At 61.7% G+C, this 13,924-nt stretch carries 12 protein-coding genes and 1 pseudogene; 1 reads left to right on the top strand and 12 read right to left on the bottom strand.

Annotated features, from left to right (window positions below; all coding sequences use genetic code 11):
* The 8 genes and pseudogenes from PMI26_RS21975 to PMI26_RS22010 form a co-directional block, all read right to left on the bottom strand.
* Positions 1-245, bottom strand: a pseudogene (locus PMI26_RS21975) (glycosyl transferase); the annotation flags it as partial.
* On the bottom strand, positions 242-976 hold the full coding sequence (locus PMI26_RS21980; RefSeq protein WP_007972208.1) for a glycosyltransferase family 2 protein: 735 nt from the start codon (positions 974-976) through the stop codon (positions 242-244). The pseudogene PMI26_RS21975 and the gene PMI26_RS21980, both read right to left, overlap by 4 nt.
* Positions 977-1,122: 146 nt before the next feature.
* Positions 1,123-2,802: an acyl-CoA synthetase family protein gene (locus PMI26_RS21985; protein ID WP_007972207.1), complete on the bottom strand. Its 1,680-nt coding sequence runs from the start codon at positions 2,800-2,802 to the stop codon at positions 1,123-1,125.
* Positions 2,799-3,344 carry a hypothetical protein gene (locus PMI26_RS21990; protein WP_007972206.1) on the bottom strand — a complete coding sequence of 182 codons (546 nt, stop codon included), beginning with the start codon at positions 3,342-3,344 and terminating at the stop codon, positions 2,799-2,801. The genes PMI26_RS21985 and PMI26_RS21990 overlap by 4 nt, the downstream gene beginning before the upstream one ends.
* Positions 3,341-3,595 carry an acyl carrier protein gene (locus PMI26_RS21995; RefSeq protein ID WP_007972204.1) on the bottom strand — a complete coding sequence of 85 codons (255 nt, stop codon included), beginning with the start codon at positions 3,593-3,595 and terminating at the stop codon, positions 3,341-3,343. The genes PMI26_RS21990 and PMI26_RS21995 overlap by 4 nt, the downstream gene beginning before the upstream one ends.
* A 9-nt stretch (positions 3,596-3,604) precedes the next feature.
* Positions 3,605-3,880 carry a phosphopantetheine-binding protein gene (locus PMI26_RS22000; RefSeq protein WP_007972202.1) on the bottom strand — a complete coding sequence of 92 codons (276 nt, stop codon included), beginning with the start codon at positions 3,878-3,880 and terminating at the stop codon, positions 3,605-3,607.
* Positions 3,858-4,670, bottom strand: a complete 813-nt coding sequence (locus tag PMI26_RS22005) for a lysophospholipid acyltransferase family protein (RefSeq protein ID WP_007972200.1) — start codon at positions 4,668-4,670, stop codon at positions 3,858-3,860. Before PMI26_RS22005 ends, PMI26_RS22000 begins: the two co-directional genes overlap by 23 nt.
* Positions 4,646-5,371: a beta-ketoacyl synthase chain length factor gene (locus PMI26_RS22010; RefSeq protein WP_007972199.1), complete on the bottom strand. Its 726-nt coding sequence runs from the start codon at positions 5,369-5,371 to the stop codon at positions 4,646-4,648. The genes PMI26_RS22005 and PMI26_RS22010 overlap by 25 nt, the downstream gene beginning before the upstream one ends.
* Before the next feature lie 355 nt (positions 5,372-5,726).
* Between PMI26_RS22010 and PMI26_RS22015 the strand changes: the two genes are divergently transcribed.
* The gene (locus tag PMI26_RS22015; RefSeq protein ID WP_007972195.1) at positions 5,727-6,497 is read left to right on the top strand and encodes a ParA family protein; all 771 of its coding nucleotides are present in this window, start codon (positions 5,727-5,729) and stop codon (positions 6,495-6,497) included.
* A gap of 126 nt (positions 6,498-6,623) precedes the next feature.
* Here the strand turns inward: PMI26_RS22015 and trxC are convergent, their stop codons facing one another.
* The 4 genes from trxC to PMI26_RS22035 all read right to left on the bottom strand — a co-directional run bounded on the left by trxC (position 6,624) and on the right by PMI26_RS22035 (position 13,789).
* Positions 6,624-7,058: a thioredoxin TrxC gene (gene trxC / locus PMI26_RS22020; protein WP_007972193.1), complete on the bottom strand. Its 435-nt coding sequence runs from the start codon at positions 7,056-7,058 to the stop codon at positions 6,624-6,626.
* 73 nt (positions 7,059-7,131) lie between these two features.
* Positions 7,132-8,595 carry a protein adenylyltransferase SelO gene (selO, locus tag PMI26_RS22025; protein ID WP_007972191.1) on the bottom strand — a complete coding sequence of 488 codons (1,464 nt, stop codon included), beginning with the start codon at positions 8,593-8,595 and terminating at the stop codon, positions 7,132-7,134.
* 48 nt (positions 8,596-8,643) lie between these two features.
* Positions 8,644-12,012, bottom strand: coding sequence for a mechanosensitive channel MscK (gene mscK, locus PMI26_RS22030; RefSeq protein WP_007972189.1), 3,369 nt, complete (start codon positions 12,010-12,012; stop codon positions 8,644-8,646).
* A gap of 34 nt (positions 12,013-12,046) precedes the next feature.
* A complete protein-coding gene (locus PMI26_RS22035) occupies positions 12,047-13,789 on the bottom strand; it encodes a potassium/proton antiporter (RefSeq protein ID WP_033047592.1) in 1,743 nt (580 codons plus the stop codon).
* Between the last annotated feature and the right edge of the window lie 135 nt (positions 13,790-13,924).

Raw genomic sequence — 13,924 nt, 5'->3', positions numbered from 1 at the left:
CCAAACCCCCGCCAATGGCTCGGGCGCAGTTCGTTGCGCCCGCTCCAGTCGGCCAGGCGTTGCTGGTATTGCCAGGCGCTGTGTCGGGCACTGCGACCGAACAGGAAGAAGTACAGGACGATGCCGTACAACACCGGACTCAGTACTCGACGGCCCAGCACTTTGGCACCGATTGCGGTGAGCTTCATCAGCCAGAAACTGCCGCGCTCCTCGCGGTCGGCCCAGTGTTGTCTGTCGGCACTCATGTCCGCCACCGTCGCCAGAGGATCATGGGTGAGCGCAGCAACATGCCGAAGAACAGCCGAGTGTGCATGCTGGAAATCAGCACGTTGTCGTGGAACATCCGAAAATGCGAAACGCCGTCCAGCGGGTAACGGACTTTGGTTTGCAGCCATAACATCGGCTGATTGCGCCAGGCCAGGCGCACCAGGATGTCCGAGTCGAAGTCCATGCGCTTGCCGATTTTCGCCGACTCGATCAACGCCAGCACCGGTGGCAGCGGGTAGACCCGGAAACCGCACATGGAGTCGCGAATCTGCAACGACAGGGTGTTGATCCAGACCATGACGTGGGTGAGGTAGCGCGCATACAAACGGCCTTTCGGTACGCTGGCGTCATATTGCGGATAACCGCAAATCACCGCCCGTGGGTGGCGGCGTGATTGTTCGATGAAGCGTTTGACGTCCTGCAGGTCGTGCTGGCCATCGGCATCCACCTGCAGGGCATGGCTGAAGCCCAGGCGTGAAGCTTCGCGCAAGCCGGTCATGACTGCGCCGCCCTTGCCCTGGTTTTCGGCGAGGCGGATCAGGTAAACCATTTCACGTTGGGCCAGGCGGTCCAGTACCCGGGCGCAGTGCGGGCTGCTGGCATCGTCCACCAGGATGCACGGCAGATGGCTGGCGATCAGCGCATCGACCACTGTGGTGATGGCGCCTTCGTGGTTGTACACCGGGACAATGGCGCAGGGGCTATGCATGTTGGTGTACACCTGAAAGACCGAGGTGTCTGCTTCGCGAGCAAGTCGAATCGTCGCACCGCCGCTCCCACACTGGAGTTGTGAACGCCGTGGACCCCATGTGGGAGCGGGCTTGCTCGCGAATGAGTGCGCAGCACACACCAAACTTACACATGCGCCGCCTCCAGCAAGATCCGCCCGCTGGAGCAGGTGGCAGTTTCGTTGCGATAAGCGAAATACAGTTTGCCGCGCACCGGGTCGAAGCGCAGGTGCAGCTGGATTTCATCTCCCGGGCGCACCAGTTGCTGGAACTTCAAGACTTCCATGCCGGCGAATTTCTCCGGCAGGTTCATCAGTTGCCGGCCCAGGCTCAGCGCCCAGTCCACCTGCACCACGCCAGGCAATACCGGTGCCTTGGGGAAATGACCGCTGAAATAGGCCAGGTCCGGTGGCACGGCCAGTTGCAGGCTCCACTCGCCCTCGCTTTCGACTTGCTCCAGCACCTCTGGAGTTTTGGGACGCGGCGCCAACAGCAGGGCGTCGACGTCGGCCTGGGGCAGCTTGCCCTGAGCGTTCAGCGGCAGTTGTCGCAGCAGGCGCCAGCGCCTTGGCAGGGCCAGGGTTTCGCAGTGTTGGCTCAGGTGTTGGCGCAATTGCTCGGTGAAGCTGCGTCGGCCCAGATTGCGCAGAGCATGCAAACCGGCTTCGCTCGGGACCAACAAGGCCCCCAGGGAAGCGCGGTTCTCCCGTACCACGCCGAGCCGCGCCTCGCTGACCCAGTCATGGGCCATCAGCGCCTGCTCCAGCATGGGCAGCGAGATGCGTTTTTCTTCCAGTTTGACGATCCGGTCCAGTCGCCCGAGCAATTCAAAGCGACCATCGACGGCGATGCGTGCTGAATCGGCAGTCTGTTCGACATGACCGTCAGGCAAGTAGGGCGAAGCGATCAGCAGCGCCCCTTCACTGTCTTGAGTCAGCGTGACATCGGCAAAGGGCTGCCAGAGTTCAGCGCCCTGACGCCAGGCGATGCCGCCGGTTTCCGAGCTGCCGAAAATTTCCGTTGGCCATTGCCCGAGACGCTCATGCAGGCTCTGTGCGGCCTCGACCGGCAATGCGCCGCCAGAGGAAAACACCCGGCGTACGCAGCTCAAGGCCGGCCAGTCGAGGTTGTCGCCCATGCGCTTGAGCAGCGCCGGGCTGGCCACCCAGGCGAAGGCCGGGTGCTCGCGGCTGGCACGTTGCAGATCTTCCGGGAACGCCAATTGCCGACGTACGAACGGACGTCCGGCGCACAACGGCCACAGTACCCGAAACAACAGACCGTAGATGTGCTGGGTGGCGACGCTGCCAATGATGCACGCCGGGCCCAGGCCAGAGCCCCACAGCTGTTCCAGGGTTTCGACTTCATTGGCCAGTTGACGCAGGTTTTTTTCGATGCGCTTGGGCTCGCCACTGGAACCGGACGTGCACAGGCTGAGTCGGCAGTTATCCAGATCCAGCGCGGCGGCGCTGAGCGGTGGCTGTTGGAAATCGCCAAGGTGCGAGTCGTCGGGCAGATCGGTCAGCCACAGATCAACTTCGCCTGACCAGCGGTGGCGGGTCTGCGGTTGCAGGTCGGACGGCAGCAGCACGCTGACCCCGGCACGCCAGGCACCGAGCAGGGCAATCGCCAGGTCGGCGGCATCCTCAAGGTGCACGGCCATCTGTCGTGCACCCCGGGCTTGCAGGCCGGCAGCCAGGCTCAGCGCGTGTTCGCAGAGTCGGGCGTGATCCAGTGCCGGACCGGTCGTGATGGCGCGGTCCGGCTGAGCCTTGAGCAGCAGGTGCTCAAGTTTTATCCAATTCATGGGTGGCCTCGTACCCTAAGTCGTATCAGCCATTCAATGGCAAACATCAGGCCTATCAATCCGTAGGAGATCAGGCCGGTGTACAGCGTCCACCAGCTCAGCGGCGCCCAAAGGGTCAGGGCGGCAGCACACAAACCGTTGCATAGAAAGAAAACGCTCCAGGCGATGGTCACCTGACGGGTATAGCGAATGCCCTCGGCCGGCAATTGCGGCTCGCGCACCCGGGCCAGGCGTTCAACGATCGGTGGGCCGAATGTCAGGCTCGAGCCGAACAGCACCAACATGAAGACGCTGATCAACACCGGATACCAACGCAACAGCGCCGGGCTGTCGAGCAGTGCCAGCAACAGGCAGAACACCATGGCCACCGTCGCCATCCACAGGCTGCCGGGCCGACGTTTGCCGGTCAGCGCCCGGGCCAGCCACAGTCCGCCGAGCAGCAGGCCGAACTGCCAGGGGGCGAAGTGCTCCATGCCGAAATACACCGCAAAGGGATACAAAAGGCCTGCCAGCAGCAGGCCGAGGCCAATCAAACGACTCATGCGGCCGGTTGAACCAGACGGTAGACCGCCTCGACCACGTCACTGACGGTACGCACCGATTTGAATTCTTCGGCGGCGATTTTCTTGCCCGTCTGACGTTTGATGTGATCGATCAGGTCGACCGCGTCGATGCTGTCGATTTCCAGGTCCTGATACAGGTTGGATTCCAGGCTCACACGCCCGGGGTCCAGTTCGAAGAGCTCGACCAGGGCATCGCGCAGGGTGTTGAAAATGTCGTCACGAGTTTGCATGGTCCGGTCTCAAGCTGCCTGTTTTGCAGTGACGAACGCCGCAAGGCTCGCCACGTTACTGAAGTGATTACGAGTGTCTTTGGCATCGGCATCGATTTTGATACCGTACTTTTTCTGGATGGCCAGGCCCAGTTCCAGGGCGTCCACCGAGTCCAGGCCCAGGCCTTCGCCGAACAGCGTCTGCTCGTTGCCGATGTCTTCGGCGCTGATGTCCTCGAGGCCCAGGGCTTCGATGATTAGCTCTTTGATTTCCAGCACCAGGCTATGGGTGTTCCGATCGCTCATCTTCGGCGAGCTCCTTGATGAAGTAAGAATGCAAATAATCGTTGAGCTTGCGCGAGGCTTGCGGAGCCGGCCCAAGCGAGGCGAAGACCTGTGGGTCTATATCGGCCCCAACCCGAAAACTGAAGTGCACGCGGCGTTTGGGGATGCGATACCAGGGCTCGGCTTTGGTCAATGTGGTCGGGTTGACCTTGATAATGACCGGGGTGAGGATTTTCGCACCCCGCACGGCGATTGCCGCACCGCCCCGATGAAAGGCCGGTGCCTGCCCGGGCCGGGTGCGCGTGCCTTCGGGGAAAATGATCAGGGTCTGGCCGTCTTTCAGCGCATCGGCAGCCGCGTCGAGCATGTCCATGCTGCCGTCGTTGCTGATGTAATCGGTGCAGCGCAGCGGTCCGCGGGTGAACGGATTTTCCCAGAGGCTTTGCTTGACCACGCAGTTGGCGTGACGCACCAGGCCGATCAGAAACACCACGTCGATCAGCGAGGGGTGATTGGCAAGGATCATTTGCCCGGGACGACCGAGTTTTTCCGCGCCTTCAATGTCGTAGGTCAGCACCCCGGTACGGGCCATGAAGCGCACAAAAATCCAGAAACAGCGGCTGACGGTTTGCCGGGCCCGCAGCCGATGGGTGCGGGCGTCGCCGGGCAGGCAGTTCAGCACAGGAAAAACCACCAGGCGCAGGCACAGGCCGCCCAACCCGAACAGGGCAAAGCTCGCGGCGGTGGCCAGCAAGCGCCAGTAATAGGCGTCGCGGTTTTTCTCGGTCACGGGTTGCGTTGCCAGGTCCATACACGATTTTTCCAGGCATGTTGGCAGGTGGTTTGCTGGCCGAGCAGCATACGCAACAGATTCAGCGCGTGGGGCCAGCGGGATTTGGACAACGCATCCGAGGGGCTGTTCAGGGACAACTGCCAGTCGGTGCCTGGTGTGATCAGCAGGCCGACGGCATAAGGGAACGGCACGTCGTCGATCCAGGTCGAGTAGGCCTCGGGCGGCCGCTCTTCGGTGACCACCAGCAGTACCGCGCCAGAGCCTTCGGCCAGCAGCGCGGCCGCTTCGAGCATGCCATGCTCCAGGCCGTCGCCTGCGGCGGCCAGGGCCGTCATTTCGCTGGTTTCACCGCGCATGATCGACCACAAGCCAATAATCGCGTTGTGTACCGACAGGCTGAACCGGGTCGGCGACAGCGGCTGATCGGTGGCCAGATCACTCAGAATGTCGACGGTGCGCGGCGTTTCGCCGTGACGGGAAACAAAGACCAATGGCAGATCCTGCCGGCCTTCGGCCAATGGCCAGCCGACACTGAATGCCATCCGTGCCAGGCGGCTGAGCCTGCGGCGCTGCATGGCCGGTAGAAAGGAAACGTCGGGAGCAGCATCGCTGTCCGGCAGCACGACAGGTTGCTGGCTCCAGGCCTGCCAGTCGCTCACGCTCTCAAGCCCCGGGGCCCAGGCGCGCCATTGGGCGATGTTGAAGTTGATCACAGACATTCATCCCGCCCTCACGGGCTTACTTGACGCGGGGAGTGGCCGAGAGCCGAGACTCACCCAGCGCGGCGTTTGCCGCCGAGTGGCGCGCATTATCCCGGTGCCGGGAACCTGTAGCAAATGCTGGTTACATTTTGCTCAACAAGATGCGGCGACTGGCTCGCAAAAACTGAGTGATTGGTAATTATTCACATAATCACTGCTCCGTCTGTCGGTTCCTGCGTCAAACCTTCGGGACGTTCACGGCTTTTCAAGCAGGAGAAGGCAACTGACTGTGTAGTCCCTGTGCCGACAAGGTAGCGAAGCAACGCCGTGCACCACTACACTCGGTCATTCTTTGATACACGGAGGTTTTGACATGCGGCGCGTGGTGTTCAATCAGAAAGGTGGCGTTGGCAAATCCAGCATTGCCTGCAATCTGGCGGCGGTCAGTGCCAGCGAGGGTTTTCGCACCTTATTGGTGGATCTCGATGCCCAGGCCAACTCCACTCAGTACCTGACGGGGCTCACCGGTAGCGACATCCCGATGGGCATCGCCGATTTCTTCAAGCAGACGCTGTCTTCCGGGCCGTTCTCCAAAAAGAATCAGGTCGACATCTACGAAACCCCCTTCGATAACCTCCACGTTATTACCGCCACCGCTGAACTGGCGGACTTGCAGCCAAAGCTTGAAGCAAAGCACAAGATCAACAAGCTGCGTAAGTTGCTTGAGGAACTGAGCGAAGACTACGACCGGATTTACCTCGATACCCCGCCAGCGCTGAATTTCTATGCGGTTTCTGCATTGATTGCCGCCGATCGCGTGCTGATTCCCTTCGATTGCGACAGTTTTTCACGCCAGGCACTCTACGGTCTGATGGCGGAAATCGAAGAGTTGAAGGACGACCATAACGAAGGCCTGGAAGTCGAAGGCATCGTCGTCAACCAGTTCCAGGCCCGCGCAAGCCTGCCCCAGCAAATCCTCGACGAACTGATCGCCGAGGGCCTGCCGGTGCTGCCGGTTTACCTGGCCAGCTCGGTACGCATGCGCGAATCCCACCAGGCCAACACGCCGCTGATCCATCTCGACCCGCGACACAAGCTGACCCAGCAGTTTGTCGAATTGCACAGCCTGCTGGAAAACGCGTGATCTTCCAGGCGAAACAAAACACTGTGGGAGCGAGCTTGCTCGCGATAGCGGACTGACAGTCAATATTATCTTCGACTGACACATCGTCATCGCGAGCAAGCTCGCTCCCACAGGGGCTGTGTTGCTTCAGATACCCTGGCTACGCAGCCAGGCCATCAACTGCGGTAACGGAAAAGCCCCGCTCTGCCGGGCGATCTCCCGGCCGTTCTTGAACAGGATCAGGCTCGGGATCGAGCGAATCCCCAACTGCGCCGACAACTGCTGGTTCGCCTCACTGTCCAGCTTGGCCAATCGGCACTTGCCCTCCAGTTGCCCGGCTGCCTGCTCGAACACCGGTGCAAACGACTTGCACGGCCCGCACCAGTCCGCCCACACGTCCACCAGCAGCGGCAGATCGCCCTTGATCTGGCTGGCGTAGTCGCCTTGTTTCAATTCAAACGGCTTGTTCAGCAGCACGTCGGCCTTGCAGCGTCCGCATTTCGGGTGGTCGTTGAGACGCTCGGCGGGGATGCGGTTGAGGCCGTTGCAGTGGGGGCAGGGAATGAGGAGTGGGTCGGTCATGACAAGTCGTCCAGTCGAAAGCGAATGATCCTTATCTGGAGACAGGTCTCCAGATTTTCAATTGTGTAGCGCCTCACGACGAACAACTGATCTCCAGATGCTTGCCCCATTCCGGCGGCCTCTCGGCGTAGCTTTCCATCCCCGGTTGTTCCTCGAACGGATTGCTCAGCACCGCGTGCAGTCGTCGAACTTCTGAATAGTCGCCGCTCTCTGCCGCATCGATGGCCTTTTGCGCCAGATAATTGCGCAGGATGTACAGGGGGTTGACCGCGTGCATCCGCTGGCGGCGCTGCTCCTGATCAAGTGCGCCTTCACGGGCGACCCGCTCGACATAGCGTTCGCCCCAGGCATCAAAGCCCTTGAGGTCGACGAAGTCGTCGCGCAAGCGGGTGATCGCCTGTTCCGGTGCTTCATCACCCAAGCGGCGGAAAAACAGGCTGTAGTCGACGCCGCTGTTCTGCATCAGTTGCAGCAGGTTCTCCAGCAGTTTCTGGTCGTCATCCTCCGCCGTGGTCAGGCCGAGACGGCGACGCATCAGGTCCAAATAATGGGCCTGGAACAGCGGCAGGTAGAGGCCGAGGGTTTCGCGCAGGGCTTCGACGCTGATGAACGGCGTCAGGGCCTGCGCCAACGCGCTGAGGTTCCACTGGCCAATCGGCACCTGGTTGCTGAAGGAGTAACGGCCCTGGTCGTCGGAGTGGTTGCAGATGAAGTTGGCGTCGAAGTCGTCGAGGAAGGCGAACGGGCCGAAGTCGAAGGTGATGCCCAGGATCGACATGTTGTCGGTGTTCATCACTCCGTGGCAGAAGCCATAGGCCTGCCATTTGGCGATCAGTTCGGCGTTGCGCTCGACCACTTCGCGGAACATCGCCAGGTACGGTTCCGGTTGTTCCAGGCACTCTGGGAAGTGCATGGCCAGCACGTGGTCACCCAGCACTTTCTGCTGCTCGGGGCGTTTGGTGTAGTAGAAATATTCGAAGTGACCGAAGCGCACATGGCTTGGCGCCAGGCGCAGGACCATGGCCGCGCGCTCCTGCTTTTCGCGCCACACCGGGGTGTCGGAGCCGATCACGCACAGGGCGCGGGTGGTCGGGATATTCAGGGCGTTCAGGGCTTCGGAAGCGAGGAACTCGCGGATCGACGAACGCAGTACCGCCCGGCCATCGCCCATGCGTGAAAACGGCGTCTGGCCGGCGCCCTTGAGGTGCAGGTCCCAGTGTTCGCCGGCCTCGTTGTGCACCTCGCCGAGCAACAGACCGCGACCGTCGCCCAGTTGCGGGTTGTAGGAGCCGAACTGATGCCCGGAATAGACCATCGCCCTCGGAATCGCATCGGCCCAGAGCTTGTGGCCGCTGAACAGTTCGGCGAACTCCGGGGTTTCGGCCTCGGCCGGGTCGAGGTCCAGCAGGGCCATGGCGGCGGGGCTGGCCACGACCAGGCGCGGATTGTCGATGGGCTCGGGCAGCACATGGGCGGAAAACGCGTCGCCCAGGCGGTCGAAGCGATTATCGAAGGTGAGTTCGTCGAGGGCTTTCAAGGGCCGGCTCCAGCAGAATGTCCGAGCATTCTGCTGGGGAAAGGCCGGTTAGTCGAGTTTGGCGGCGGGCGGTTCTTGCGCCGGCTTGCCGTCGACGATCGGCACGATGGTTTTCGCTTCCGGCTCGATCGGCACCATCTTGTATTCCTGGCCGTGCAGGTTCTTGAGGTAGACCTCCATCTGCCGGAACGAGATGTTGATGTGCTGCTTCTTGAACTCGCGGTTGATGAAGCGGTTGACCTCGTCGAGCACCGGGTTGCGGTCGCCGAGGTCGCGCACGTGCATGCGCAACTCGTGGTCGAGGGTGCTTTCGCCGAAATTCAGGAAGTACACATGCGGCTCCGGGTCTTTCAGGACGCGCGGGTTGTCCCGTGCAGCCTTGAGCAGCAGTTCTTTCACCAGGTCCAGGTCCGAGCCGTAGTCGACGCCGAGCTTGAGGGTCACCCGGGTGATGGTGTCGGTCAGCGACCAGTTGATCAGTTGCCCGGTGATGAACGTCTTGTTGGGGACGATGATGTCCTTGCGGTCGAAGTCGGTGATGGTCGTGGCACGGATGCGGATCTTGCTCACCGTACCCGACAGGTTGCCGATGGTGATGGTGTCACCGATCCGCACCGGACGTTCGAACAGGATCATGATGCCGGAAATGAAGTTGGCGAAGATTTCCTGCATGCCGAAACCGAGGCCGACCGACAGCGCCGCCACCAGCCATTGCAACTTGTCCCAGCTCACGCCCAGGGTCGACAGGGTCGAGACGAAGCCGACGCCGGCGATCACGTACGAGAGCAACGTGGTGGTCGCGTAGGCACTGCCCTGGGCCAGGTTGAGCTTGGACAGTACGAAGACTTCCAGCAGGCCGGGCAAGTTGCGCGCCAGGGCGAAGGTGATGCCGATGATGATCAGCGCACCGAGCATGTCGCCGATGCTGATCGGCACCATGCTCATGTTGGCGCCGGTACCACTGGTGTATTCGTAGAGGGTGATGTTGTCCAGGTACGAGAACACGGTGATCAGGTCGGCCCAGACCCAGTACAGCGCCGCCATGAAGCCGCCGAGCAGCGCCAGGCGGATCAGGCGCAGGGACTGTTCGTTGACCTTCTCGATGTCCATGGTCGGTTCTTCGATCACCGCTTCGCCGTCGCCGGCCTCTTTGGCGGCCAGGCGCTTGGCCAGGGCGCGCTGGTAGGCCAGCCGCCGGGCCGCCACGCTGAGGCCGCGCACGAAGGTGGCTTCGATCACCAGCCAGAACATCAGCAGGTACAGGGTATTGATCAAGCGGTCGCTGAGCTTCAGCGCGGTGTAGTAGTAGCCGAAGCACACCGCCACGAACAGCGCGATGGGCAGGGCGGTGAACAGGATCCCCACCAGTTTGCGGAACAGCGAGGCGTTCTCGTGGGTCGGGCTGCTGATGAGCAAGCGGCTGAGCAGCAAGGTCATCAAGGCGTAGCAGATCAGCACCACCGGCATGCCGAGCACGTCATCGGCCAGTGCCGCCGGTTGCAGTTCGGCAACGGCGACAACGGTCACCAGGGCCATGACCACGATGCCGAGGCGGCGGATCCATCTGCGCAGGAATTCCACCTGGGGCTTTTCCCAGCGGAAATGCAGTTCTGCCACGCCACCCGGCGCGAGGATCCGGTAGGCGGTGTAGAACACCAGCCAGGCCCCGGCCATTTGCAGCAGCGCCGCGCCCATATTGGCGTTCTGGCCGCGGGCGTCGATTTGCAGGGCCAGCCCGCACAAGGCGAGGCCCAGGGAAACCGGCATCGCCAGCAGGACATTGATCAGAATCGCCTGCGGGGTGTGCCACTGGCTATCGCGCTTGAAGTGACCGATGTCCTGGTGAACCTTGTTCAGTCGTGCGTACAGACTCTTGCGCCGCCACAGCAGCGCACCGATCAGCAGGGCCAACGGCAGGAACAGCAGCGGGCGCTGGGTCAGGCCATCGGTCAGTTCGCTCAGGCTTGACAGTACCGGCAGCGAATCGAGCTGACGCTGCAGGCGATCCGGCACGCTGTGAATCCACTCCAGGTCCAGCGGCTTGTTGCTGGGAATCCAGAACATCTGTTCATCGAGCGTCGCCCGCAGGCTTTGCGCGGTGCTGAGCAGTTGCTTCTGGTTCAGTTGCAGGGTGATGGATTCATTGAGCACCGCGCTCAGTTCACGATTGAGCCGCTCCAGCAGGTCGGCGCGGGTGGTGGCCAGTTCCATCAGGCTTTTGCGCAACTGCGGCGTGACTTGCTCGGGCGGCTGGGTCGACAGCAGGTTTTCAACGTAGGTGGTCGGGTTGCTCAGCAGTTCCCGTTGCTGGCTGACTTCGAACTGATACAGGCGAATGTCAGCGATCTGGTCGGCCAGGTTGCGGTCGAGCCGCAGGCGCGGCAACGCCTGTTTCTGTTTGTAGAGAATCTTCGAGAGCAGCAGGCTGCCTTTGAGTACGTTGATTTGCTCGTCCAGCGCCGAATCGCTCTGGGTCAGGCTGTCCAGTTGTTGCTTGGTCTGCAGGTTCTGCTGGGTGACTTCGTTGAGGCGGTCGGTGCTTTTGAGCAGGTAGTCCGAGAGCTTCAGGTTGGCCGCGCTTTCGGTGGCCAGCAGGCTGCTGCCGCCGGCCTTCTGCGCTTCGATGGACTGCTGGGTGACCGTTTCCTGGGACAACGCCAGGCGCTTCTGGTTGATCAGGGTTTGCAGCTCCTGGATTTCCTTGTCCAGGCGGTCGGATCGCTCCGACAACAGGTCATGCTGGCTGTTGCCGAGGTCTTGCAATTGGGTATTGCCGGCCAGTTCCTGGCGGCGCAGCGGGATCAGGGCGTTCAGCGCTGCCAGTTCGGCATTGAGCTGGTCGCGCTGCTCGGCGCTCAGGGTCTTGCCGGCGTCCTTGCCGTTCTTGAGGATATTATTGATCTGCTGAATGCGCGTCTGACTGGCGGATATCTCCGCCTGGGCGCGTTCGGGGCGGGTCTGGGCGGTGATGATCAGGCTGTTGGCATCGCCCAGGGCTTTTTGCAGGTCGCTTTGCTGGGTGGAGCGCTCAGTGAGCATTTGCTCCAGCTGTTGGATCGACTCTTTGGCGAAGCGCTGCGCCACCGGCACCACAGGGCTGGCCTTGAGGCGGGTCAGTTCGCGCTGGTTCTCGATCGTCTGCTTGGGTGCAGAACTCAACGTTTGCTTGAGCTCGATCAGCTTCTGCTCGTAGTCACGCTTGTTGTTGAGCTGGTTCAGCGTGCCTTGCAGGACGGATTGCAAAGCCTTCTGATCGGCTTCCGGCAGTTTGCGGTCGGCAATCTTGTCCAGGCTCGTTTGCACGGCTTCGCTGGAGGGCGGTTCGGCCGCTTGTACCGCTTGTGAAAAACCAAGGGGGCCGACAGAGAGACTCAAGCCCAGAAGGGCAATGGCGAAAAGGGAGCGCAGGTTAGGCATAAAGACCGGTCAAGCAAGTGAGAGTGGAAGCAGTTTAGAGGAAGAGTCCGGGACCCGGGCGACTTCCTTCGGGGAATCTGACGCCCACTTTGCCGATCTTGTTCCCGTCCATGACCGCCACGGTCCAGATGGTGTTGTTCCATTCCACCTGGTCACCCACCACCGGCGCGCCGCCGACTTTCTGGGCAATGAAGCGGCCCAGGGACATGTCCGGATCGATGCCTTCGAACTTAAGGCCATACAGGGCCGCAACCGCGGCCAGCTGGGCGTCTCCTTCGAGTACGAAGTCGCCGAAGAAGCGCAGGTCGAGGCCCCGTTGTGGCGCCTGGCTGAAGAGTTTTCCGAGGGCCGGCAGGTTGTGTTCGTGGCCGATAACACACAGCAAATCATCGACTTCCAGCACTGTACTACCCGACGGATGGAGCAATTGTTGACCACGAAACAGGGCGGCAATACGGGTGCCTTCGGGCATTTTCAGCTCACGCAGGGGCGAACCGATGCACCATTTTTCCGCGCCGAGGCGATAAACGAACAGCTCCCACTCGCTGGTGACATGCACTTCCAGGGCCGAGCGCGAGATGGGTGCAGGCTCCGGAGGTACCGTCACCTTCAGCAGCTTGGCGACCCACGGCAGGCTCGTGCCCTGAACCAGCAGCGACACCAGCACGATAAAGAAGGCGAGATTGAAATACAGCTGGGCGTTGGGCAGGCCGGCCATCAGCGGGAACACCGCGAGAATGATCGGGACCGCGCCGCGCAAGCCGACCCAGGAAATGAACGCTTTCTCGCGACCGTGGAATGCCTTGAACGGCAGCAGGCCGACCACCACCGACAGTGGCCGGGCAAACAGAATCATCCACAGCGCCAGTGCCAGCGCCGGCAAGGCAATAGGCAGCAGGTCGTGAGGTGTCACCAACAGCCCCAGTACCAGGAACATGCCGATCTGCGCCAGCCAGGCCATGCCGTCGAGCATGTGCAAAATGCCGTGGCGGCTGCGCACCGGACGGTTGCCGATCACCAGGCCGCACAGGTACACGGCAAGGAAACCGCTGCCGTGCAGGGCGTTGGTCAGGGCAAACACCACCAGGCCACCGGCAATGACCAGGATCGGATACAGGCCGGTGGCCAGGTTGATGCGGTTGACCAGTTGCAACATGAGCCAGCCACCGGCCAGGCCGATGACGCCACCGATGCCGAATTCGCGCAGCAGGTGGGTCAGCAGGCTCCAGTGCAGGCCGGTCTGGCCGCTGGCGAGCATGTCGATCAGGGTGACGGTGAGGAACACCGCCATCGGGTCGTTGCTGCCGGATTCGATTTCCAGGCTGGCGGTTACCCGTTCGTTCAGGCCCTTGCCACCCAATAGCGAGAACACCGCCGCGGCGTCGGTGGAGCCGACGATGGCGCCGATCAGCAGGCCCTGGATCAGGTTCAGGTCGAACAGCCAGGCGGCCGCCATGCCGGTCAGCCCGGTGGTAATCAGCACCCCGACCGTGGCCAATGAGAGCGCCGGCCATAACGCCACGCGGAAGCTCGAGACCCGGGTACGCAAGCCGCCGTCGAGCAGGATTACCGCCAGTGCGAGGTTGCCGACCAGGTAAGCCGTGGGGTAGTTGTCGAAGATAATGCCGCCGCCATCGACGCCGGCCGCCATGCCGACGGCCAGGATGATCACCAGAATCGGGATGCCGAGGCGTGACGAAAGGGAACTCACCAGAATGCTCGCACCTACCAGCAACGCGCCGATCAAGAACAGGCTGTTGATGGTCGTCGCATTCAAAGGCAGTACTCCAGAAAGCTGAAAGGCGGGCACAAACTGACCATGCAGTCTGCGTGCCAGCGATTCTAACCTGTTGAAATGTGATGCTGTCAAAAAGCTTTTGCAGGTCAAAGGATCGCAGCCTGCGGTGTAGTG

This window comes from Pseudomonas sp. GM33 (assembly GCF_000282295.1).
Lineage (GTDB): Bacteria > Pseudomonadota > Gammaproteobacteria > Pseudomonadales > Pseudomonadaceae > Aquipseudomonas > Aquipseudomonas laurylsulfatiphila.
Note: the sequence above shows the minus strand (reverse complement) of the source record. Positions and strands in the feature narration are given on the sequence as shown.

What these genes read in the sequence shown, in the direction of transcription:
- PMI26_RS21980 (WP_007972208.1), bottom strand. Translation starts at nt 976, where the DNA reads ATGCATAGCCCCTGCGCCATTGTCCCGGTGTACAACCACGAAGGCGCC.
- PMI26_RS21985 (WP_007972207.1), bottom strand. Translation starts at nt 2,802, where the DNA reads ATGAATTGGATAAAACTTGAGCACCTGCTGCTCAAGGCTCAGCCGGAC.
- PMI26_RS21990 (WP_007972206.1), bottom strand. Translation starts at nt 3,344, where the DNA reads ATGAGTCGTTTGATTGGCCTCGGCCTGCTGCTGGCAGGCCTTTTGTAT.
- PMI26_RS21995 (WP_007972204.1), bottom strand. Translation starts at nt 3,595, where the DNA reads ATGCAAACTCGTGACGACATTTTCAACACCCTGCGCGATGCCCTGGTC.
- PMI26_RS22000 (WP_007972202.1), bottom strand. Translation starts at nt 3,880, where the DNA reads ATGAGCGATCGGAACACCCATAGCCTGGTGCTGGAAATCAAAGAGCTA.
- PMI26_RS22005 (WP_007972200.1), bottom strand. Translation starts at nt 4,670, where the DNA reads ATGGACCTGGCAACGCAACCCGTGACCGAGAAAAACCGCGACGCCTAT.
- PMI26_RS22010 (WP_007972199.1), bottom strand. Translation starts at nt 5,371, where the DNA reads ATGTCTGTGATCAACTTCAACATCGCCCAATGGCGCGCCTGGGCCCCG.
- PMI26_RS22015 (WP_007972195.1), top strand. Translation starts at nt 5,727, where the DNA reads ATGCGGCGCGTGGTGTTCAATCAGAAAGGTGGCGTTGGCAAATCCAGC.
- trxC (WP_007972193.1), bottom strand. Translation starts at nt 7,058, where the DNA reads ATGACCGACCCACTCCTCATTCCCTGCCCCCACTGCAACGGCCTCAAC.
- mscK (WP_007972189.1), bottom strand. Translation starts at nt 12,012, where the DNA reads ATGCCTAACCTGCGCTCCCTTTTCGCCATTGCCCTTCTGGGCTTGAGT.